Annotated in this window: 17 protein-coding genes; 8 read left to right on the top strand and 9 right to left on the bottom strand. The window is 73.0% G+C overall.

Features of this window, described 5'->3' with window-relative positions:
- Positions 1-139: 139 nt before the first annotated feature.
- The 3 genes from ACH01S_RS38660 to ACH01S_RS38650 all read right to left on the bottom strand — a co-directional run bounded on the left by ACH01S_RS38660 (position 140) and on the right by ACH01S_RS38650 (position 3,359).
- A complete protein-coding gene (locus ACH01S_RS38660; RefSeq protein ID WP_067904427.1) occupies positions 140-622 on the bottom strand; it encodes a DUF6113 family protein in 483 nt (160 codons plus the stop codon).
- Positions 623-916: 294 nt separating this feature from the next.
- Entirely contained in the window at positions 917-1,804 is an 888-nt protein-coding gene (mshB, locus tag ACH01S_RS38655; protein ID WP_067904425.1) for an N-acetyl-1-D-myo-inositol-2-amino-2-deoxy-alpha-D-glucopyranoside deacetylase, read from the bottom strand.
- 73 nt (positions 1,805-1,877) lie between these two features.
- Positions 1,878-3,359: a serine/threonine-protein kinase gene (locus ACH01S_RS38650; RefSeq protein ID WP_067904423.1), complete on the bottom strand. Its 1,482-nt coding sequence runs from the start codon at positions 3,357-3,359 to the stop codon at positions 1,878-1,880.
- A 165-nt stretch (positions 3,360-3,524) separates the two neighbouring features.
- Between ACH01S_RS38650 and ACH01S_RS38645 the strand changes: the two genes are divergently transcribed.
- Complete coding sequence (locus tag ACH01S_RS38645; RefSeq protein ID WP_067904421.1) at positions 3,525-5,606, top strand: S9 family peptidase; 2,082 nt, start codon at positions 3,525-3,527, stop codon at positions 5,604-5,606.
- A gap of 32 nt (positions 5,607-5,638) precedes the next feature.
- Positions 5,639-6,016 (top strand): nitroreductase family deazaflavin-dependent oxidoreductase, encoded by a 378-nt coding sequence (locus tag ACH01S_RS38640; RefSeq protein WP_218010542.1) that lies wholly within the window; start codon positions 5,639-5,641, stop codon positions 6,014-6,016.
- A gap of 22 nt (positions 6,017-6,038) precedes the next feature.
- Here ACH01S_RS38640 and ACH01S_RS38635 read toward each other — a convergent pair whose 3' ends face one another.
- Together ACH01S_RS38635 and ACH01S_RS38630 are read right to left on the bottom strand one after the other, a co-directional pair.
- Positions 6,039-7,760, bottom strand: coding sequence for an ABC transporter ATP-binding protein (locus ACH01S_RS38635; protein WP_067904416.1), 1,722 nt, complete (start codon positions 7,758-7,760; stop codon positions 6,039-6,041).
- Positions 7,757-9,514, bottom strand: a complete 1,758-nt coding sequence (locus ACH01S_RS38630; protein WP_246236627.1) for an ABC transporter transmembrane domain-containing protein — start codon at positions 9,512-9,514, stop codon at positions 7,757-7,759. Before ACH01S_RS38630 ends, ACH01S_RS38635 begins: the two co-directional genes overlap by 4 nt.
- A gap of 313 nt (positions 9,515-9,827) precedes the next feature.
- Here ACH01S_RS38630 and ACH01S_RS38625 point away from each other — a divergent pair, with 313 nt between their 5' ends.
- From ACH01S_RS38625 to ACH01S_RS38600, 6 genes are all read left to right on the top strand, one after another.
- The gene (locus ACH01S_RS38625; protein WP_246236626.1) at positions 9,828-11,054 is read left to right on the top strand and encodes a PP2C family protein-serine/threonine phosphatase; all 1,227 of its coding nucleotides are present in this window, start codon (positions 9,828-9,830) and stop codon (positions 11,052-11,054) included.
- Positions 11,055-11,251: 197 nt separating this feature from the next.
- Complete coding sequence (locus ACH01S_RS38620; RefSeq protein ID WP_067904441.1) at positions 11,252-11,941, top strand: succinate dehydrogenase cytochrome b subunit; 690 nt, start codon at positions 11,252-11,254, stop codon at positions 11,939-11,941.
- 2 nt (positions 11,942-11,943) lie between these two features.
- Positions 11,944-13,881, top strand: coding sequence for a fumarate reductase/succinate dehydrogenase flavoprotein subunit (locus ACH01S_RS38615; RefSeq protein ID WP_067904413.1), 1,938 nt, complete (start codon positions 11,944-11,946; stop codon positions 13,879-13,881).
- Positions 13,881-14,633, top strand: a complete 753-nt coding sequence (locus ACH01S_RS38610; RefSeq protein WP_067904411.1) for a succinate dehydrogenase/fumarate reductase iron-sulfur subunit — start codon at positions 13,881-13,883, stop codon at positions 14,631-14,633. The genes ACH01S_RS38615 and ACH01S_RS38610 overlap by 1 nt, the downstream gene beginning before the upstream one ends.
- A 22-nt stretch (positions 14,634-14,655) precedes the next feature.
- Positions 14,656-15,399, top strand: a complete 744-nt coding sequence (locus ACH01S_RS38605) for an arginase family protein (protein ID WP_067904407.1) — start codon at positions 14,656-14,658, stop codon at positions 15,397-15,399.
- Positions 15,400-15,483: 84 nt separating this feature from the next.
- Entirely contained in the window at positions 15,484-16,755 is a 1,272-nt protein-coding gene (locus tag ACH01S_RS38600) for an MFS transporter (protein ID WP_370671601.1), read from the top strand.
- On the opposite strand, the gene ACH01S_RS38595 is transcribed toward ACH01S_RS38600, so the two are convergent.
- From ACH01S_RS38595 to ACH01S_RS38580, 4 genes are all read right to left on the bottom strand, one after another.
- Positions 16,752-17,753, bottom strand: coding sequence for a LysR family transcriptional regulator (locus ACH01S_RS38595; RefSeq protein ID WP_067904402.1), 1,002 nt, complete (start codon positions 17,751-17,753; stop codon positions 16,752-16,754). The two genes, ACH01S_RS38600 and ACH01S_RS38595, sit on opposite strands and share 4 nt — an antisense overlap.
- A 103-nt stretch (positions 17,754-17,856) precedes the next feature.
- Positions 17,857-18,555, bottom strand: coding sequence for a Crp/Fnr family transcriptional regulator (locus tag ACH01S_RS38590; RefSeq protein WP_067904395.1), 699 nt, complete (start codon positions 18,553-18,555; stop codon positions 17,857-17,859).
- A 330-nt stretch (positions 18,556-18,885) separates the two neighbouring features.
- Positions 18,886-19,656 (bottom strand): succinate dehydrogenase/fumarate reductase iron-sulfur subunit, encoded by a 771-nt coding sequence (locus ACH01S_RS38585; protein ID WP_067904392.1) that lies wholly within the window; start codon positions 19,654-19,656, stop codon positions 18,886-18,888.
- Positions 19,653-21,650 carry a fumarate reductase/succinate dehydrogenase flavoprotein subunit gene (locus ACH01S_RS38580; RefSeq protein ID WP_083981632.1) on the bottom strand — a complete coding sequence of 666 codons (1,998 nt, stop codon included), beginning with the start codon at positions 21,648-21,650 and terminating at the stop codon, positions 19,653-19,655. The genes ACH01S_RS38585 and ACH01S_RS38580 overlap by 4 nt, the downstream gene beginning before the upstream one ends.
- Between the last annotated feature and the right edge of the window lie 12 nt (positions 21,651-21,662).

Genomic DNA, 21,662 nt, shown 5'->3' with positions numbered 1-21,662 from the left:
TGGCCGGAGGGCGTGGCCGCCCTCCGGCCGCACGAACCGTGACCCCGGCTGAGCTGATCTGTACGCGGCTTAAACCTCGGCTGGGCCTATTTGCGCATGCGACCATGGCCGGGCTTGTCCGTGGGGGCCTTGGCTGGGGTTACTTGTTGTGGGGGCGGGGGGTCTTGCCTAGGAGCCATTGGCCGGGCGGGTTGGCGGCGGGGACGCGCATCACTCCGAACGTTGCCGCTACCAGGCCGCCGATGATGTAGACGTATCCGGCGAGGGTGCCTGGGACGACCAGGTCGCCTTCGGGGCGGCGCATGGACATGATCAGGACCACCACGACCCAGACCACGGCGGGGACCGCCGCGCCGATTCGTCCGCCCATGCCGTGGCCCGCGAGCTGCACCATGGCGAACACCAGGGCCACCAGGGCGACCGCCGCGACCGGGACGTCCCAGGGCGTCCAGCCCTGGGCGAACGAGCCGAGCAGGCCGACCACGCCGCCGAGCAGCCCGAGCGCCGCGTAACCGGCGCCGGACACGACCGCGTCGAGCGGCCCCTCGCCGTCCGGCCCGGCCGGGGCGGGCGCCGATTCGCCCTTGGCCAGGCTCACCCCTGCCTCGTCGTCCTTGTCCACCCCGCCAGCGTATCGGCCCCGCCCCACCCCCCGACCAAGCCCAGCCGAGGCCACGGGTCGGGCGGCCGGAGGCCGCCATGGCCGCGCACAGCTAAGCCCCGCCCTGGTCATGTGTACAGATCGCCCAGCCACGGGCGCGGGTCGGGCGGCCGGAGGCCGCCAAGGCCGGAGGTCGCCCGACCCGAGGAGCGAGGGGCCGTTTCCCGGGCCGCGAACGCGGAACGGGAAACGGCCCCTCGCGACCAACGGGGGTTCCAGGGGGTCGCCCCCCTGGGAAAACACAGCCCCCCTGGGTTAATACAACCCTGCCAAGAGGTCTGTCTCTCGGCGGCCTGGGCCTAGGGGGCCTGGTTCGCCTGTTTGGAGGATGAAGTACTCCGTGCCGAACGCTTGTTGGCCGAGGTTGTTCGACAGGGCGAAGAACGGGCCGACCTGTTCGGGGGCGACGGTGATCTGGGTGCGGTGGGCGCGGAGCGCGGCGAGTTTGGCGGGGAGGTGGGCGCGGGCGTCGACGACGGTGGTGACCTGGCCGTCGGGGACGCCGGAGCCGAGTTCGTCCAGTCCGGCGACGCGGGCGAAGGGGAGCTTCGCCTCGCGCATCACGGCGATGGCGCGGGCGAGGACGGTCCGCGGCGTGGCGTAGGCGTAGAACTTCGCGGCCCGCCACGGCTCGGCGCCGTCCTCGTGGGACGGGTCGGCGGCGAGCTCGAACGCGCGCCGCGCGACGCGGTGCGCCTGGATGTGGTCGGGGTGGCCGTAGTTGCCCCGCTCGTCGTAGGTGACGATGACGTGCGGGCGCAGCTCCCTGATCACGGGGACGAGGTCGCGGGCGGCGGTGTCGACGTCGGCCTGCCAGAAGCAGCGCGGGTCGTCGTTCGTCGGCGCGCCCATCATGCCGGAGTCGCGCCAGCGCCCGGGCCCGCCGAGGAAGCGGTGGTCGCGGACGCCGAGCGCCGCGCACGCCGCGGCGAGCTCGCCGATGCGGTGCTCGCCGAGGCGGTCCTCCTTGTCGGACGCGAGGTGGCGCAGCTCCTCGGGGATGACCTCGCCCTCCTCGCCCAGCGTGCAGGTGACGAGTCCGACGTGGGCTCCCTCGGCTGCGTACTTGGCCATGGTCGCCCCGGTCCCGATGGACTCGTCGTCCGGATGGGCATGGACGAACAGGATCCGCGGCTCCTTCATAGTCAACGAGCCTACTCAGGGCACGGACCGCCGGTGGCGACCGCCCTGCCCGCCGTGTCGTCCGGCGCCGCGATCAGTCGCCGGTGCCGAGGCCGCCGGCGCCCGTTCCGGTGCCGCCACCGCCTCCGCCGCCGCCTCCGCCGCCGCCACCGCCGCCCGGTCCGCCGGTGCTGCCGCCGGTGCCGCCGGTCGTCGGGGTCTCGGTCGGCGTCTCGGTCGGGGTGTTCGTCGGCGTGCCCTCGTCGGTGGGGGTGTTCGTGGGGGTCGGCGTGTCAGGCGGGGGCGTGTTCTGGCGGGTGCGCGTGCGGGTGGGCGTCGGCTCGGTGGGCTCCTCCTCGGTCGGGGTGTCCGAGACCGACGGGGAGTCGCTGATGGACGGCGTCACCGGCGTGGTGGGCGAGCCGTTGTCCCGGGTGGCCACGAAGACGCCGACGATGATCGCGAGCGCGGCGATCGCGGCGACGGCCGCGAGGATCGGCCACTTGGACTTGCGCTCGGGCTCCCAGTCGTCGTAGCGGCCGCGTCCCGGCGGGGGGCCGCCCCCGTACGGGGGACGCGCGGGCGGCAGGTTGCCGGTGTAGTCGGCGGGCGACACCCGCCGGGTCGCCCCGGCGCCGGCGGCGGCCGCCGCGGCGGCGGGCAGGCCGCCCGCGGCGAGCGTCGAGCCCTCGGCGAGCATCGAGGTCGCCTGGGCGGGGTCGTCCATCCGGGTCTGCCCGAGGGTTCCGGCGGCGCCGACGGCGCCGGGGCCGCCCGGGCCGCTGCCGATCAGCGCCATCATGAGCTGCTGCGCGGTCGGCCGCCGCTCCGGCTCCTTGACCAGGCAGGCGGCGATCAGGCGGTGCAGGTCCGGCGGGACGCCGTCCAGCGACGGCGGCTCGTGCATCACCCGGTTGATCACCGCGACGACGGTGTCGTCGCCGAACGGCGGGCGGCCGGTCGCGGCGAACACCATCGTGGTGGCCCAGGCCCACACGTCCACGGCCTCGGTGAGGGTGGCGCCCGCGACCTGCTCGGGCGCCATGTAGGACGGCGTCCCGATCGCCTTGGTCGCGTTGGTCTGGCCCGCGTCGAAGGCCCGCGCGATGCCGAAGTCGATCACGCGCGGCCCGTCCGGCGCCATGATGACGTTGTGCGGCTTGAAGTCGCGGTGGACGATCCCGGCCTGGTGGATCGCGACCAGCGCGGTCGCGGTGCCGATCGCGAGCCGCTCCAGCGCCGCGCCGGAGATCGGGCCGCTCTCGGTGACCTGCGCGTACAGGGAGGGCCCGGGCACGTACTCGCTGGCGATGTAGGGCTGGTCGCCCGCGACGTCGGCCTCCAGGACCTGCGCGGTGCAGAACCGCGCGACCTGCTTGGCGGCCTGCGCCTCCCGGACGAACCTGTTGCGCGCCATCGTGTCGGCGGCCAGGTCGGCGCGCAGCAGTTTGATGGCGGCCTTGTTCCCGGAGGCGTCGATCCCGGCGTAGACGACGCCTTGGCCGCCTTCGCCGAGCCGCTCGACGATCTCGTACGAGCCAAGCCGCCGGGGATCTCCCGGCTGCAGCTCCGGCATTGACCACTCCTCAGCCGCGGTGACGAAATGTGCTTGGGGAAGCTTTGAGCTTACGCGAGCCTGGACGGGGGCACCGCTCATTCCGCGGCCGCCCGGCGACGACCCGTGATCATAGGGGCAGAGGGCCCCGGCGCGCCGCCGTTCCGGCCTGGCAGACTCGGTTTCATGAGCATCAGCTATCCGCGGCAGAGCGCCCGCACGCGACGGTTCAGCCTCGGCGTCCCGCGCGCCTTCCAGATCGCCCCGGACGGGACGCGCGTCGCCTTCCTGCGCACGCGGGCGGGCGACGACCCCGTGACCTGCCTGTGGACGCTGGACACCGCCACCGGGGAGGAGCGCTGCGTCGCCGACCCGGCGGGGCTCGACGTCCCGGGCGAGGAGAACCTGCCCGCCGAGGAGCGGGCCCGCCGCGAGCGGGCGCGGGAGCAGGCGGGCGGCATCGTCGGCTACGCGACCGACCGGGCCATGCGGCAGGCCGTCTTCACCCTGGGCGGGCGGCTGTACGTCGCCGACCTCGACACGGGGCTCGTCCGCGACCTGCCCGCGCAGGCGCCGGTGTTCGACCCGCGCCCCGACCCGGCGGGGCGGCGCGTCGCCTACGTGTCCGGACGGACGCTGCGGCTCATCGAGATCGACGGGACGGGGGACCGGGCGCTCGTCCAGCCGGAGTCCGCCCAGGTGTCCTACGGCCTCGCCGAGTTCGTCGCGGCGGAGGAGATGGGCCGGATGCGGGGGCACTGGTGGTCCCCGGACGGCGGGACGCTGCTCGTCTCCCGCGTCGACGAGACGCCCGTGCAGCGCTGGCACATCGCCGACCCCGCGAACCCGGAGTCGGTGCCGGCCGAGGTCGCCTATCCGGGCGCGGGCACCCCGAACGCGCTGGTGTCGCTCGTGCTGTTCACCGTGGAGGGCGGCCGGGTCGCCGTCGCCTGGGACCGGGGCGAGTTCCCCTACGTCGTCACCGCCGCGTGGGACCGGCACGGCCTGCTCATCGTCGTCCAGCCGCGGGACCAGCGGTCGCAGCGGGTGCTGCGGGTCGACCCGTCCAACGGCGAGACGGCGCTGCTGCACAACGAGCACGACCCCGACTGGACGGAGATCGTCGCCGGGCTGCCCGCCCGGACGGACGCGGGCGACCTCGTCTGGGTGACCGAGGACCGCGCGGCCGAGACGCGGCGGCTGACCGTCGCGGGCGAGCCGGTCACGCCCGCCGGGCTCCAGGTGCGGTCGGTCCTCGGCGTGGAGGGCGACTCGATCCTGTTCACCGGCTCGGAGGAGCCGACCGAGGTCCACCTCTACTCCGTCGCGGGGGGCGAGGTGACGCGGCTGACCGAGGGCGCGGGCGTGTTCAACGGGACCAGGTCCGGCGAGATCACCGTCGTGTCGGGGGCTCGGCTGGACCGTCCGGGCTCGGAGGTCGAGGTGCGGACGCCGGCCGGGACGCACCCGATCGCCTCGCTGGCGGAGACCCCGGTGATCACGCCGAAGGTGGAGCTGCTCCGCTCCGGCGACAACGAGATCCGCACCGCCGTGGTGCTGCCGTCCGGGTGGCGGCCGGGCGACGGGAAGCTGCCCGTGCTCGTCGACCCCTACGGCGGGCCGGGTGCGCAGCGGGTGCTCGCCGTCCAGCGGATGTACTGCGAGCCGCAGTGGCTCGCCGACCAGGGCTTCGCCGTGGTGATCGCGGACGGCCGCGGCACCCCCGGCCGCGGTCCGGCGTGGGACCGCGCGATCCGCGGCGACTTCGTGGAACCCGTCCTGGACGACCAGATCACCGCCCTGATCGAGGCGGCCCGCCGCAACCCGGCCGCGTTCGACCTGGACCGGGTCGGCATCCGCGGCTGGTCGTTCGGCGGCTGGCTCGCCGCGCTCGCGGTGCTGCGCCGCCCGGACGTCTTCCACGCCGCCGTCGCCGGGGCCCCGCCCACCGACTGGCGCCTGTACGACACCCACTACACCGAGCGCTACCTCGGCCACCCCGACGAGGAGCCGGAGAACTACGAGGCGAACTCGCTGATCGGGATGGCGGGGGAGCTGAAGCGGCCGCTGATGGTCATCCACGGGCTGGCGGACGACAACGTCGTCGCGGCGCACACGCTCCGGCTGTCGTCGGCGCTGCTCGCGGCCGGGCGCCCGCACACCGTGCTGCCGCTGTCGGGCGTCACGCACATGACGTCGCAGGAGGTCGTCGCGGAGAACCTCCTCCACCTGCAGGTCGACTTCCTGAAGAACGCGCTGGCGCGCTGAGCCTCGCTTCGATCTCCGAAAGGGTGATGGCCGTGCCGATCCCGGGATTCGTGGCCCGTGTCAACCGGGTGGCGACCAACAGGGTGACCAGTCCGTTCGCGGCGCGCCTGCCCGGGTTCGGGATCGTCCTGCACAAGGGGCGCCGGACCGGGCGCGTGTACCGGACGCCGATCAACGTCTTCCGCGCGCCCGGCGGCTACGTCGCCGCGCTCACCTACGGCCCGGAGTCGGACTGGGTGCGCAACGTCGTCGCGGCGGGCGGCTGCGACCTGGTGACGCGGGGCGAGCGGATCCGCCTGACCGACCCGCGGATCGTCCACGACGAGACGCGGCGGGCGGTGCCCGCCGCCGTCCGGCCGATCCTCGGGGCGATCGGGGTGAGCGACTTCCTGCGCCTGTCCGGCGGCTGAGCGGGGCGGGGGGCCGCCGCGCTCAGGCGCCGTGCCAGGAGCGCCAGAGCGCGGCGTAGGAGCCGTCCGCGGCGATCAGCTCGTCGTGGGTGCCGAGCTCGGTGATCCGGCCGTCCTCGACCACGGCGACGCGGTCGGCGTCGTGCGCGGTGTGCAGCCGGTGCGCGATCGCGACGACGGTCCGGCCGTCCAGGACGGCGGCGAGCGAGCGCTCTAGCCGGCGCGCGGCGCGCGGGTCGAGCAGGGACGTCGCCTCGTCCAGGACGAGCGTGTGCGGGTCGGCGAGGACGAGCCGCGCCAGCGCGAGCTGCTGCGCCTGCGCGGGCGACAGCGTCTCGCCGCCGGACCCGACGGCGGCGTCGAGGCCGGGGCCGTCCCAGTCGACCGCCGCGAGGACCCGCTCGACCTCCGCGTCGGACGCGCCCGGCCGCGCCATCACGAGGTTCTCGCGGAGCGTGCCGCGGAACACGTGGTGCTCCTGGGTGACGAGCGCGACATGGCCGCGCAGGTCGTCCAGGGGCAGCTCGACCAGCGGCACGCCGCCGACGGTGACGGCGCCCGAGCGCGGGCCGTCGACCCCGGCGAGGAGGCGGCCGAGCGTGGACTTGCCCGCCCCGCTCGGCCCGACCATCGCGAGCCGCTCGCCGGGTCTCAGGTCGAGGTCGACGCCGTGCAGGACGTCCTGCCCCGGCCGGTAGGCGTACCGCACGTCCCGCGCCGTCAACCGCTCCCCCGACGCCTTCCGCCCCCCGTTGGCCGCCCGGTCGGGCGGGACCTCCCCCACTCCGAGCAGGCGGGCGAGGGAGGCGCCGCCGAGTTGCAGTTCGTCCAGCCAGGACAGCACCGTGTCCACCGGCTCGATCAGCTGCTGGGCGTACAGGGTCGCGGCCGTCACCTGGGCCAGCGTCGCCATGTCGTGCATGTAGAGGTAGCCGCCGACGACCAGCGTCGTCACGACGGGCAGCACGAACGATATCTCCGCGACGGGGAACAGCACCGTGCGCAGGCGCAGCGTGTACCGCTCGACCTTGTAGGAGTCCGCGATGTCGGCGTCGCCGCGGGCGTGGCGGCGGTCGGCGAGGCCGAGCGCCTCGACCGTCCGCGCGCCCTGGACGGTCTCGGTCAGCCCGTCCGCGATCCGCGACCAGGAGGCGTTCTCGCGCAGGTAGCCGCCGTGCGCGCGGGGCAGGTACCAGCGCATCACCCCCCACAGCAGCGGGACGGCGACCAGCGCGGGCAGCGCCACCAGCGGGCCGTTCAGCAGCAGCGCCCCGACCGTGAAGCCGCTCACGACCAGCGCGACCAGCGTCTCCGGCATGGCGTACCGGACGGACGTGCTCAGCGTGTCCACGTCCCGGGACGCGCGGGTGACGAGGTCGCCGGTGCCCGCCCGCTCGACCCGCGACAGCGGCAGCGCGAGGACGCGGTCGACGAACTCCTCCCGCAGCTCGGCGAGCACCCGCTCGCCGAGCCGCGCGGACTCCAGGTAGGCGTACCGGGTCAGCACGCCCTGGACGATCACGAACGCGGCGATCGCGAGGCCGGTCGTGTCGATGGCGGCGCGGCCGTCCCGGACGTCCTCGACGAGCGCGCCGAGCAGCCGCGGCGTGACGAGGCCCGTCACGGCGGCGAGCGCGTGCAGGCCGAGCACCGCGGCGAGGTGCCGCGGATGCCGCACGACGAGCCGCCGCGCGTACGCGCGGACCTGCGCCGGACTCGCGACCGGCAGCGTCTCGGCGCTCACGTCCCCGCCCTCTCCGTACTCGTCTTCTGGGTCGTGGTGGTCTCGCCCCGGGTGACCGTGGCCTCGTAGCGGGGTTCGCTCGCCAGCAGGTCGCGGTGCGTCCCCTCCGCGACGACCTTGCCGTCGCGGAGGAACACGACGTGGTCGGCACGGTCCAGGACGAGCGGGCTCGTCGTGCAGACCACGGTGGTGCGTCCCGCGCGCGCCGGGCCGAGCCTTTCGGCGATGCGCGCCTCGGTGTGCGCGTCCACCGCGCTGGTCGGCTCGACCAGGACCAGGACGTCCGGGTCGGCGACGAGCGCCCGCGCCAGGCGGAGCCGCTGCTGCTGCCCGCCGGAGAACTCGCGGCCCGCCTCGGCGACGTGCGCGTCCAGCCCGACGGAGGCGACGACGTCCTCGGCGCACGCGGCGCGGACGGCCGCCCGCAGCGCCGCCTCGTCGCCGTCCGGCGCGAGGCACTCGCGCAGCGGCCCGGAGAACAGCCGGTCCTCGTTCACCGCGACCAGGACGCGCGCCCGGACGTCCGCGACCTCGTGCAGCGGGACGCCGCCGAAGTCGACCTCGCCGGGCGCGTACCGGCCGAGCCGGTCGGCGACGGCCTGCGCGTCCCGGGGGTCGGCCGCGGCCACCGCGGTGACCCGGCCCGGCCGCACGACCAGCCCGGACGCGATGTCGACCAGCTCGGCGTCCGCCGCCGGACGGACGGTCCCGGCGTCCGGCAGCTCGGGGTCGAGCGACAGCAGCGTCGTCACCCGGCCCGCCGCCACCAGGCCCTTGGTGATCTTCCCGGCGGCCTCGCCGAGCGTCTTCAGCGGGACGATCAGGAACACCGCGTACCCGTAGAACGAGACCAGCTCGCCGACGCCGATCGTCCCCCGCGCGGCGAACCGGGCGCCGACCCAGGTGACGAGCGCGATCAGCAGGCCGGGCAGCAGCACCTCGGCGGCGTTCATCCGCGTCTCGGCCCGCGCCGCCGCCACCCCGGCCGCGCGCACCCGCTGCGACTCGGCCCGGTACCGGCCGGAGAACAGCGCCTCGCCGCCGATGCCGCGCAGCACCCGCAGGCCCGCGACGACGTCGGTGGCGTGCGTGGTCAGCTCGCCGACCAGCTCGCGGTGCTCCAGCTCGCGGTCGCGGTACGGGCGCAGCAGCGGCGCCGCGACCGCCAGGATCACCGGGACGCCCACCAGCACGATCAGCCCGAGCGGCGGCGACGTCGACAGCAGGATGCCCGCCACCGCGACGATCGCGACGACGGCGCCCGTCCCGCGCGAGACGATGTCGAGGGCGTCGCCGACGTGCCCGACGTCCGACAGCCCGATGCTGACCACCTCGCCCGCGCTCAGCCGCTTCGGCAGCGTCCCGCCGAGCCGGGTCGACTGGCGGGTGACGACCTGGATCGTCCGGTACGCGGCGGCCAGGAAGTTGTACACGGCGAGCCGGTGCCGGAAGGCCCCGCTCACCGCCTGCGCGACGCCGAGGGCGAGCAGCGCGCCCGCCCATCCGAGCAGGGCGCGCTCGTCCCGCGCCGCGACGCCGTCGCCGATGGCGCGGCCGAGCGCGGCGGGCATGAGCGCCTGGCTGAGCATCCAGACCACGCCGAGCGCCGCTCCGGCGGCGCAGCTGCGCCATTGGACGCGCAGCAGCCACAGCAGGTATCGGGCGGGGGATCCGCGGTGGGCGGAGCGGGGGGTGCTCCCCCCTCGGACGGCGTGGCCGGGACTGCCAGGATCTTTCTCCGGCAACGACTTCACTCGACGAAGGTTATGCAGCCGAACGTCCGGAGTTCGACTGGTTTTTCGCCTGCGCGGATGCGTTCCGGCCCGTCCGGAAACCGGCCCGCGGACGCGTTCCAGGGGTGCGTCCGGCCGCCGGGACACGCTAGGCTCGAACCGACGGAGCGGTGATCATCCGCTCCTTGAGCCGGGACCCCGGCGGCCAGGCCAACGCCGCTCCCCCGGCGCGGCCTGTACCGCTCCCCCGCGGCCGCAGTACCAGCCGCGGGAATAAGCGCGGGACGCCCGGCCGTTGCCAGTGCCGTCGACAGCCCGACTTCGCGGAAGCCTTGTGAGCACCATCAGCCATCAGACGCGCCCCTTCGCACCGGGCACCGAGGACAGGGTCGACCTGCTCCTCATCGACGACGACCCCGCCGACGTCCGCATGGTCGAGAAGATGCTCGCCGAGAGCGGGATGGACGCGGCGATCACCGTGGCCGCCGACCTCGCCGCGGCGCGCCGCGCGCTGACCCGGCGGGTCCAGTGCATCATCGTCGACCTGTCCACCCCCGGCATCGACCGGCTGGACGGGCTGCGCGAGGTGCTCGCGATGTCCGGCGCCGCCGCCGTGGTCGTCCTGACCGGTCTGGACGACGCCCACCTCGGCGTCCGCGCGGTCGCCGCCGGCGCCGAGGACTACCTGGTCAAGCAGGAGGTCGACGCGCCGCTGCTGGCCCGCGCCGTCCGCTACGCGATCGAGCGCAAGCGCTCGGAGGACACCGAGCGCCGACTCGTGGAGGCCCGCATCCTCGGCCGCGAGAACGCCCGGCTGGAGCGCGGCCTGCTGCCCGTCCCGCTGATCGACGACCCCGCGCTGCGCCACCACACCCGCTACCGGCCCGGCCGGCGGCGCGCGCTGCTCGGCGGCGACTTCTACGACACCGTGCAGACCGAGGGCGGCGCCGTCCACCTGATGATCGGGGACGTGGCCGGGCACGGCCCGGACGAGGCGGCGCTCGGCGTCCAGCTCCGGATGGCGTGGCGGACGCTCGTCCTCGCCGGGCACACCGGCGACCAGCTCCTCGGCACGCTCGACACCGTCCTCGGGCACGAGCGGCGCAGCGAGGAGATCTTCACCACGCTCTGCATGATCACGATCGCGCCGTCCCGGCGGACCGCGCGGATGCACCTCGCCGGGCACCCGGCCCCGCTGCTGTTCCGCGACGGCCCGGGCGGCTCCGAGGTCACCGCGCTGCCCGAGTACGCGCACGGCCCCGCGCTCGGCCTCGTGCCCGGCGCGGAGTGGCCGACCACCGAGATCGACCTCGGCGCGTCCTGGGGCCTGATGCTCTACACCGACGGGCTGATCGAGGGACGCGTCGGCCAGAGCTCCGACCGCCTCGGCACGGACGGCCTCGTCGCGCTGGCCCGCACCGCCCGCGCCTCCGGCGCCACCGGCCGCGGCCTCATCGACGAGCTGGTCACCGAGGTGGAGCGGCTCAACGGCGACGTCCTCGCCGACGACCTCGCCGTCCTCCTCCTCTCCCACGAGCCGGACGCCCCCACCCCCCGCTGACACCGCCGCGCGGCGCCGTCAATGTCTCCTGCGTCACGCTCAACAGGAGTTCCATGACCGCTTGTGAGGTCTCTCACCTGCGGGAAGTCCGATTCGGGACCAAAGTCCCTTCTACTTGCGTTCATAGTTCGCGGCTATGGAAACGAGTGTCCTGATGACTTGGAAGTATCGAACCGTCCGTGCCTAACGTGCGGGTCGTGGCTGTAGCGATACCTGCGATCTATCGGACGACCGTCGGCAAGAAGGCCGTCATGGCCGTGACCGGCGGCGTCCTCGTGCTGTACCTCGTCGCGCACATGGTGGGGAACCTGAAGATCTTCCTGGGCGCGGAGGACTTCAACCACTACGCGGAGTGGCTGCGCACGATGGGCGAGCCCGCGGTGCCGCGCCGGACGGTGCTGACGCTCATCGAGGTGGTGCTGGGCGTGTCGGTCGTCCTGCACATGTGGTCGGCGGTGTCGCTCGCGCGCCGCGCCTCCGCGGCGCGGCCGGTGAAGTACCAGGCGAGGAAGAAGTCGCACGCGCAGGGCTACGCCGCCCGCACGATGCGCTACGGCGGCGTCATCATCGCCGTCTACGTCGTCTGGCACCTGCTGGACCTCACGTTCTTCGTCGTCAACCCCAAGGGCGCCGACGCCACCCCCTACGAGCGCATGGTCGCCGACTTCGACCCGTCCCGCTGGTACATCACGGTCTGGTACGTCGCCGCGATCGTGCTCGTCGGCCTGCACCTCAACCACGGCATCTGGAGCGCGTTCCAGACGCTCGGCCTGCGCACGCCGCGGCGCGAGCGGGCGCTGCGCGGCCTCGCGGGGACGGTCGCCGCGCTGGTGACGCTGGGCTTCGTGTCCGTCCCCCTGTCCATCACGTTCGGGTGGGTGAGCTGATCATGTACGACGACTTCTACGACTCCGGTGCGCCGATCGTCGACGCGAAGGCGCCGAAGGGCCCGATCGAGGACCGCTGGACGACCCGCAAGTTCGAGGCCAAGCAGGTCAACCCGGCCAACAAGCGCAAGAAGAAGATCATCATCATCGGCACCGGCCTGGCCGGCGGGTCGGCCGGGGCGACGCTCGGCGAGGCCGGGTACCACGTCGTCCAGTTCTGCTTCCAGGACTCGCCGCGCCGCGCGCACTCGATCGCCGCGCAGGGCGGGATCAACGCCGCGAAGAACTACCGCAACGACGGCGACAGCGTGTACCGGCTGTTCTACGAGACGGTGAAGGGCGGCGACTTCCGGTCCCGGGAGTCGAACGTGTACCGGCTCGCCGACATCTCGCGGAACATCATCGACCAGTGCGTCGCGCAGGGCGTCCCGTTCGCCCGCGAGTACGGCGGCCTGCTCGACAACCGCTCCTTCGGCGGGACGCAGGTCTCCCGCACCTTCTACGCCCGCGGCCAGACCGGGCAGCAGCTCCTGCTCGGCGCGTACCAGGCGCTGATGCGGCAGGTCGAGGCCGGGAACGTGGAGCTGTACCCGCGGCACGAGATGCTCGACCTGATCATGGAGGACGGGCGGGCGCGCGGAGTCGTCGTCCGGAACCTGATCAACGGCGAGATCAAGCACCACACGGCGGACGCGGTCGTGCTCGCGTCCGGCGGCTACGGCAACGTGTACTTCCTGTCGACCAACGCGATGGGGTCGAACGTCACCGCGTCGTGGCGGGCGCACCGGCACGGCGCGCTCTTCGCCAATCCGTGCTACACGCAGATCCACCCGACGTGCATTCCGGTGAGCGGCGACCACCAGTCGAAACTGACGCTCATGTCGGAGTCGCTGCGCAACGACGGCCGCGTCTGGGTGCCGAAGAAGGCGGGCGACAAGCGCAAGCCCGCCGACATTCCCGAGGACGAGCGCGACTACTACCTGGAGCGCATCTACCCGTCGTTCGGGAACCTCGTGCCGCGCGACATCGCGTCCCGGGCCGCGAAGAACGTGTGCGACGAAGGGCGCGGCGTCGGCCCCGGCGGGCTCGGCGTCTACCTCGACTTCGCCGACGCCATCGACCGGCTCGGCCGCGACAAGGTCGAAGCCAAATACGGCAACCTCTTCGAGATGTACGAGCGCATCACCGGCGAAAACCCCTACGACACGCCGATGCGCATTTACCCGGCCGTCCATTACACGATGGGCGGGCTGTGGGTGGACTACGACCTGGAGTCGACCATCCCGGGGCTGTTCGTCATCGGGGAGGCGAACTTCTCCGACCACGGCGCGAACCGGCTCGGCGCGTCCGCGCTGATGCAGGGCCTGGCGGACGGCTACTTCGTCCTGCCGAACACCATCGGCGACTACATCGCCCGCAACGCCCTCGGCCCGGTCGCCGAGACCGCCGTCGCGGAGGCGGAGGAAAGGGTCCGCACCCGCATCGAGAAACTGCTGTCGATCGACGGTGACCGCTCCGTCGACTCCTTCCACCGCGAACTCGGCCACATCATGTGGGAGTACTGCGGAATGGAGCGCACCGAGGAGGGGCTGCGCAAGGCGCTCGCCCTCATCCCCGAACTGCGCAAGGAGTTCTGGACGCGCGTCAAGGTCACCGGCACGGGCGAGGAGCTGAACCAGCAGCTGGAGAAGGCGGGCCGCGTCGCCGACTTCTTCGAGCTGGCCGAGCTGATGGTGATCGACGCGCTGCACCGCACCGAGTCCTGCGGCGGCCATTTCCGCGCCGAGAGCCAGGACGACGACGGCGAGGCCAAGCGCGACGACGACAACTTCTCCTACGTCGCCGCCTGGGAATGGGCCGGTGAGGGCGGACGGCCCGTCCTCCACAAGGAGGCCCTCGAATTCGAATACGTCAAGCCGACCCAGAGGTCGTACAAATAATGAAGCTCACACTGCGCGTCTGGCGCCAGCGCCGTCCCGAGGACAAGGGCGCGATGGTCGAGTACGAGCTCGACGACATCTCCCCCGACGCGTCGTTCCTGGAGATGCTGGACGTCCTCAACGAGAAGCTCATCGCGTCCGGCGAGGACCCGGTGGCGTTCGACCACGACTGCCGCGAGGGCATCTGCGGCATGTGCTCCCTCGTCATCAACGGCACCCCGCACGGCCCGGAGCGCGCCACCACGACCTGCCAGCTCCACATGCGCAAGTTCAAGGACGGCGAGGTCATCGACGTCGAGCCGTGGCGCGCCGCCGCGTTCCCGGTGGTGAAGGACCTGGTCGTCGACCGGTCCGCGTTCGACCGGATCATCCAGGCGGGCGGCTACATCACCGCCCCGACCGGCACCGCGCCGGAGGCGCACTCGACGCCCGTCCCGAAGCCGGACGCCGACCAGGCGTTCGAGGCCGCCGAGTGCATCGGCTGCGGCGCGTGCGTCGCGGCCTGCCCGAACGGCTCGGCCGCCCTGTTCCTCGGCGCGAAGGTCACCCACCTCGGGCTGATGCCGCAGGGGCAGCCGGAGCGCTGGGACCGCGTCGTGTCCATGCTGGACACCCACGACGCGGAGGGCTTCGGCGGCTGCACCAACACCGGCGAGTGCACCGCCGCCTGCCCGAAGGGCATCCCGCTGGACGTCATCGGCCGCCTCAACCACGACTACCTGAAGGCCACGGCGGGCGGGAGGAAGCGCTGACGCGATCTTCTACTGTGATCGCATGACGATCACCCTGGTCCCCTACCACCACGACGAACGCCTCCCCGACGCGACGTTCCCGCTGCCCGGCGCCGACGTCGTCCAGGTGACCCGTCCGCTGCCGGACGGCGACGTCTGGACGCGTCTCGCCGCCCTCTACGGACCGGTGTCCGCCGAGGTCGCCGCCCAGGTCGGCGGCGGGACGCGGCCCACGGTCGTGTCGGGCGACTGCATGACCGCCCAGGCCGTCCTCGCCGGGCTGCAGAAGGCCGGGGTGGACCCGTCCGTCGTCTGGTACGACGCGCACGGCGACATCCACTCGCTGGAGAGCTCGACGTCCGGCTACATCGGCGGGATGTCGCTGCGCCAGATCCTCGGCGACCACCCGGAGCTGCTCGCCGACCGGCTGGGGTTCCGCCCGCTGCCCGAGGAGCGCGCCGTCCTGGTCGACGCCCGCGACCTCGACCCCGCCGAGGCGGAGTACCTGGCCACCGCGAAGGTCCGCCGCTGCCCGGTGGGCGACATCGTCCTCCCGGACGGCCCGCTCCTCCTGCACATCGACCTCGACGTCATCGACGAGGCCGAACTCCCCGGCATCAAGTTCCCGGTGGGCGGCGGCCCGTCGACGGACGCCGTGGTCGCCTCCGCCCGCCGCGTCCTCGCCACCGGCCGCGTGGCCGCCCTCGACGTGGCCTGCACCTGGCACCCGCCCGAGACCGACGACCCCCGCCGCGCCGCCCTCCTGAAAGCCCTCCTCACCCCATGACCCCTGAAGGGATGGCCGGATGTTTGTGGTGAATGGCATTCTTGCCACTTTTCCTAGGGGGCGGGGAGGACGCAGAGTGGCCGGGTGATCAAACGAGTTCATCGGGCCTGGTTCGTCGCGGCCGTCGCGTTCGTGGCGCTGGTGGGGGCGGCGGGGTTCCGGGCCACGCCCGGCGTGCTGATCGTGCCGTTGCAGGACGAGTTCGGCTGGTCGCGGGCGACGACGTCGGCGGCCGTGTCGGTCAACCTCGTCCTGTACGGGCTGACGGCGCCGTTCGCGGCCGCGCTCATGGACCGGTTCGGGGTGCGGCGGGTCACCGCCGTCGCGCTGGTGCTGGTCGCGGCGGGCAGCGGGCTGACGGTGTTCATGTCGGCGTCGTGGCAGCTCGTCCTGTGCTGGGGCGTGCTGGTGGGGCTCGGCACGGGGTCGATGGCGATGGTGTTCGCCGCGACCGTCACCGGACGGTGGTTCGTCCGGCACCGCGGGCTCGTCGTCGGCGTGCTCACCGCGGGCGGCGCGGCCGGGCAGCTCGTGTTCCTGCCGCTGCTGGCGTGGCTCGTGGACGAGTTCGGCTGGCGCTCCGCGTCGCTGACCGTGGGCGGGGCCGCACTGGCGGTGGTCCCGCTGATCGTGCTGGTGCTGCGGGAGCGGCCGTCGGACGTGGGGCTGCTCCCCTACGGCGCGACGGTCGCGGAGCCCGATCCGCCCCGGAACCGGGACGCCGCCAGGACGGCCCTGCGCGCGTTGTCGAAGGCGTCCAGGACGAAGGCGTTCTGGCTGCTGGCGGGCGGCTTCTTCATCTGCGGGGCCTCGACGAACGGGCTGGTCGGGACCCATTTCATCCCCGCCGCGCACGACCACGGCATGGCCGAGACGACGGCGGCGAGCCTGCTCGCCCTGGTCGGCGTGTTCGACATCGTCGGGACGATCGCGTCCGGCTGGTTCACCGACCGGCTCGACAGCCGCAAGCTGCTCGGCTGGTACTACGCCCTGCGCGGGCTGTCGCTGCTCGTCCTGCCGATGCTGTTCGCCGACTCGCCCCATCCGAGCATGCTCGTGTTCGTCATCTTCTACGGGCTGGACTGGGTCGCGACCGTCCCGCCGACGATCGCGTTGTGCCGCGAGGTGTTCGGGCCGACCGAAGGCACCATCGTCTTCGGGTGGGTGTTCACGGCGCACCAACTCGGCGCGGCCGTGGCCGCCACGGTCGCGGGCGTCCTGCGCACATCGCTCGGCTCCTACACGCTCGCGTGGTGGGGCGCGGCGGTGCTGTGCCTGTTCGCGGCGGGAATGTCGATGTCCATCGGACGGACGCGCTCGGAGACGCCGCGGATTCCCGAGCCGAGCAAGGTCTAGCCGCCGACGAGGGTCTCGACCCCGGCGGGGAGGCTTCCGGCGAGGCCCGCTTCGACGAGGAACGTCTGCAGGGTCTCCTGGAACGCGCGCGCCGCGTGGGTGAGTTCGACGTCCTTGCGGTGGGCGAGGGCGACCGTCCGGAGCAGGCCGGGGCCGTGGCGGCCGCGCCGCGCCTCCTCGTCGGGCAGGACGAGCGGCGTGCCGCGCAGGCCGGGCCGTCCGGCGAGGACCATGCTCGGGACGACCGCGACCCCCAGCCCGACCTCGACGAACCGCAGCACGGCGTCCATCTCGCCGCCCTCGACCGCGAACCTCGGCTCGAACCCGGCGGCCCGGCACGCGCTGATCGTCGCCTCCCGCAGGTCGTATCCCGGACGGAACATCACCAGCGGGCGGTTCCGCAGATCCTCGATCCGCAGGAAGGAGCGGCGCGGCAACTGGGCCGTCTTGGCCGCGCGCTCCGCGTCCTTCCGGTCGGGGCCCGCCGGAGAGGCCACCACGAGGTACTCGCGCAGTATCGGAACCGTGTCCAGCGGCGGATCGCCGTGCAGGGGGAGGATGACCAGCGCCAGGTCCAGGGACCCCCGGGTCAGTTCCCGGACGAGGTCGCGCGACCCGCCCTCCTCGACGATGAGCTGGATCCCCGGATAGGTGTCGTGGAAGCGGCGCAGGACGTCCGCGAGGAGGCCCGCGCACAGCGACGGCGTGGCGCCGAGCCGCACCCGCCCGCGTTTCAGGCCCGCCAGCTCCTGCACTTCCAGCCGGGCCGTCTCGACGTCCGCGAGGATCCGCTTCGCGAGCGGCAGCAGCGCCTCGCCGGCGGGCGTCAGCGCGATGTTCCCCCGGGCCCGGCTGAACAGCGAGACGTTCAGCTCGCCCTCCAGGGCGCGGATCTGCTTGGACAGGGACGGCTGCGCCACCCGCAGGATCTCGGCGGCCTGCGTGAAGTGGCGGACCTCCGCGACCGCGACGAAGTAGGCGAGCTGCTGCAACTGCACCCGGCACAGCGTACGTGCCGGACGGGCGGCCGGTACGAACCGGGTCGCGGCCAGCGCGTCGCCGCGAGCGCGAAAGCCCAGCCCACAGCCGGGCACGGGAGCTTCAGCGGGCGTGCCTGCGCAGCGCCTGGAGGTCGTGGACGATCAGCCGCCGCCGCCCCGTCTCGATCCAGCCGTGCGCGCGGAGCGTCCGCAGCGCCTTGCTGACCGCCTCCCGGGACGCGCCGACCCATCCGGCCAGCTCCTCCTGCGACAGGTTCAGCGTGATGCGGACGCTCTCCCCGGGCGCCGCCGGGCCCGGCCGCCGCTCGTAGGGGACGCCGAACCGCTCCGCCAGCTCGACGAGCCGCTGCGCGACCCGTCCGGTGGCGTCGAACATGCCGAACTCGGCGCGCTTGAGGTCGGCGTCGCGCCACCGCTGGCACAGCATCCGCATGATGATGACCGACACCCGGCCGTGGAGCTGGAGGAACGCCATGAACTCCTCCGCCGTGACGGCGAGCGCCCGCACCGGTTCGAGGGCCTCAACCGACGCCGACCGCGGCAGCCCGTCGATCGCGGCGACCTCGCCGAGCAGCGCGCCCGGGCCGCGGACGGCGAGCAGCGCCTCCCCGCCCTGCTCGCGGTAGGAGAACGCCTTGACCCGCCCCTTCAGCAGGACGGCGACCCAGCCCGGCCGCTCCCCCTCCACGAAGAGCGTCTCCCCCCGTTCGAAGTCGCGGACGCGGCCGCGCGCCTCCAGTTCCGCGCGTTCCAGCGGGGTCAGCTCGGCGAGAAACGAACCCGTTTCGAGGGCGTTCATGCCACCACGCTAAAGGGACCGGGCCGTCCCGTGGTCCAGGGAAACAATCACGGTTTAATCACACGCTCTGTGCACAAATGCCTTTTCGACCCCGTGGGCGGCGGGCGAGGGTGGGACATGGCGTGTACGGCCGGAAGGCCGGCCGGCGTCCCGTTCATCGCCTGTGGCGAGCGGCGGAACGACGGGCGGCGGCCCGGGGGCACGCCGCCCGTCGTGTTCCGGGAGCGCCGCAAGCCAGAGCGCCGACTCCCGCGGCGGAACCGCGAACGCCCCCCGTCGCGCGGGGCGGCGGGGGGCGTTCGCGAGGACATCGTCCCAGGTCAGGCCATCTTAGGCGGACGGTGTGTCCTGCCCCTTCTTCACGATGCCGAGCTTGCTGCCGAGCCACACGACCGGGTCGTACTTGCGTCCGACGACCCGTTCCTTCATCGGGATCAGCGCGTTGTCGGTGATCTTGATGTGCTCGGGGCAGACCTCGGTGCAGCACTTGGTGATGTTGCAGAAGCCGAGGCCGTGGTCCTTCGCCGCGATCTGCCGCCGGTCGGCCTGGTCGGCCGGGTGCATCTCCAACTCGGCGATCCGCATCAGGAAGCGCGGGCCCGAGAATTCCGGTTTGTTCTCTTCGTGGTCACGAATCACGTGGCAGACGTTCTGGCACAGGAAGCATTCGATGCACTTCCGGAACTCCTGCGACCGTTCCACGTCCACCTGCTGCATGCGCAGCTCGCCGGGCTTGGCGTCGCCCGGGTCGAACGACGGGATCTCGCGCGCCTTCTCGTAGTTGTACGAGACGTCCGTGACGAGGTCGCGGATGACGGGGAACGTGCGGACCGGGGTGACCGTGACCGTCTCGTCCGGCTCGAACGTCGACATCCGCGTCATGCACATCAGCTTCGGCATGCCGTTGATCTCGGCCGAGCACGAGCCGCACTTGCCCGCCTTGCAGTTCCACCGGACGGCGAGGTCGGGCGCCTGCGTGGCCTGCAGCCGGTGGATGATGTCGAGGACGACCTCGCCCTCGTTCACCTCGACCGTGTAGTCGGTGAGCTCGCCGTCGCCGTCGTCACCGCGCCAGACCCGGAACTTGGCCTCGTAGCTCATCGGTCGCCCTCCTCGTCGTCCGCGGCCGCGGTCGCGCCGGACCCGGCGGCGGCCTCCGCCTGCTCGGTCTTGACCTCCTCGGCCAGGCCCGCCGGCAGCTCCTCGGCGGTCAGGTACTTCTTCAGCTCGTCGTTGTCGAACAGTTCGAGCAGGTCGTCCCGCATGGGGACCATGTCCTGCCGGACCAGCTCGACGTGCGGGGACGACGGGTCGCCCGCCAGCCTGCAGACGAGGTTGACCTTGCGCCACTCGGCCGACATGCCCGGGTGGTCGTCGCGGGTGTGGCCGCCGCGGCTCTCCTCCCGCTCCAGCGCCGCCTTCGCGACCGCCTCCGACACGAGCAGCATGTTGCGCAGGTCGAGCGCGAGGTGCCAGCCGGGGTGGTAGCCGCGGCCGTCGTTCACGGCGACGGGCTCGACGCTGACGTTCGCGACCCGCTCGCGGAGCTTGCCGAGCGCCTCCAGCGCCTGCTTCAGCTCCTCTTCCTTGCGGATGATGCCGACCAGGTCGTTCATCGTCGTCTGCAGCTCGGCGTGGACGGTGTAGGGGTTCTCACCGTCCTTGCGCTCGAACGGGGCGAGCGCCTCGGCCGTCGCCGCCTCGACCTCCGACTCCGGGACGGCGGGCCGCGCGGCCAGCGCGTCGACGTACTCGGACGCGCCGAGCCCGGCCCGGCGGCCGAAGACCAGCAGGTCCGACAGCGAGTTGCCGCCGAGCCGGTTCGAGCCGTGCATGCCGCCGGACACCTCGCCCGCGGCGAACAGGCCGGGGACCTTCGCCGCCGCCGTGTCGGGGTCGACCTCCACGCCGCCCATCACGTAGTGGCAGGTCGGGCCGACCTCCATCGGCTCCTTGGTGATGTCGACGTCCGCCAGCTCCTTGAACTGGTGGTACATCGACGGCAGCCGCCGGACGATCTCGGCCGCGCCGCCCGGCATCCGGTCGACGACGGTGAGGAACACGCCGCCGTGCGGGGACCCGCGCCCGGCCTTGACCTCGGAGTTGATCGCGCGGGCGACCTCGTCACGGGGCAGCAGCTCGGGCGGGCGCCGGTTGTTGTCGGGGTCGTCGTACCAGCGGTCGCCCTCCTCCTCGGTGGTGGCGTACTGGTCCTTGAAGACCTCCGGGATGTAGTCGAACATGAACCGCTTGCCCTCGGAGTTGCGCAGGACGCCGCGGTCGCCGCGCACCGACTCGGTCACGAGGATGCCCTTGACGGACGGCGGCCAGACCATCCCGGTCGGGTGGAACTGGACGAACTCCATGTTCAGCAGCGTCGCGCCGGACAGCAGGGCCAGCGCGTGCCCGTCCCCGGTGTACTCCCAGGAGTTGGACGTCACCTTGAACGCCTTGCCGATGCCGCCCGTCGCGAGCACCACGGCGGGCGCCTCGAACACGACGAACTTCCCGGTCTCGCGGACGTAGCCGAACGCGCCGCAGATGCGTCCGTCGGCGTCCTTGAGCAGGCGCGTCACGGTCGTCTCGGCCCACACCTTAAGGCGGGCCTCGTAGTCGCCGTGCTTGGCGTGGTCCTCCTGCTGGAGGGCGACGATCTTCTGCTGGGTGGTCCGGATCAGCTCCAGGCCCGTCCGGTCGCCGACGTGCGCGAGGCGCGGGTACTCGTGGCCGCCGAAGTTGCGCTGGCTGATCTTGCCGTCCTTGGTGCGGTCGAACAGCGCGCCCCAGTGCTCCAGCTCCCAGATCCGCTCCGGGGCCTCCTTGGCGTGCAGCTCGGCCATCCGCCAGCTGTTCATGAACTTGCCGCCGCGCATGGTGTCGCGGAAGTGGACCATCCAGTTGTCGTTGGCGTTGACGTTGCCCATCGCGGCGGCGGCGCCGCCCTCGGCCATCACCGTGTGGGCCTTGCCGAACAGCGACTTGGAGATGATCGCCGTCTTCTTGCCCTGGAGGCGCGCCTCGATCGCCGCGCGCAGCCCGGCGCCGCCGGCGCCGATCACCACGACGTCGTACGAGTGCCTCTCGATCTCAGTCATGATTCCTTGGCC

The organism is Actinomadura chibensis NBRC 106107, assembly GCF_001552135.1.
Classification (GTDB): Bacteria; Actinomycetota; Actinomycetes; order Streptosporangiales; family Streptosporangiaceae; genus Spirillospora; species Spirillospora chibensis.
This window is presented reverse-complemented; position numbering and strand designations above follow the sequence as displayed.

Coding starts and splice junctions, on each gene's coding strand:
- mshB (WP_067904425.1), bottom strand. CDS start 1,804: ATGAAGGAGCCGCGGATCCTGTTCGTCCATGCCCATCCGGACGACGAG.
- ACH01S_RS38650 (WP_067904423.1), bottom strand. CDS start 3,359: ATGCCGGAGCTGCAGCCGGGAGATCCCCGGCGGCTTGGCTCGTACGAG.
- ACH01S_RS38645 (WP_067904421.1), top strand. CDS start 3,525: ATGAGCATCAGCTATCCGCGGCAGAGCGCCCGCACGCGACGGTTCAGC.
- ACH01S_RS38615 (WP_067904413.1), top strand. CDS start 11,944: ATGTACGACGACTTCTACGACTCCGGTGCGCCGATCGTCGACGCGAAG.
- ACH01S_RS38610 (WP_067904411.1), top strand. CDS start 13,881: ATGAAGCTCACACTGCGCGTCTGGCGCCAGCGCCGTCCCGAGGACAAG.
- ACH01S_RS38605 (WP_067904407.1), top strand. CDS start 14,656: ATGACGATCACCCTGGTCCCCTACCACCACGACGAACGCCTCCCCGAC.
- ACH01S_RS38590 (WP_067904395.1), bottom strand. CDS start 18,555: ATGAACGCCCTCGAAACGGGTTCGTTTCTCGCCGAGCTGACCCCGCTG.
- ACH01S_RS38585 (WP_067904392.1), bottom strand. CDS start 19,656: ATGAGCTACGAGGCCAAGTTCCGGGTCTGGCGCGGTGACGACGGCGAC.
- ACH01S_RS38580 (WP_083981632.1), bottom strand. CDS start 21,650: ATGACTGAGATCGAGAGGCACTCGTACGACGTCGTGGTGATCGGCGCC.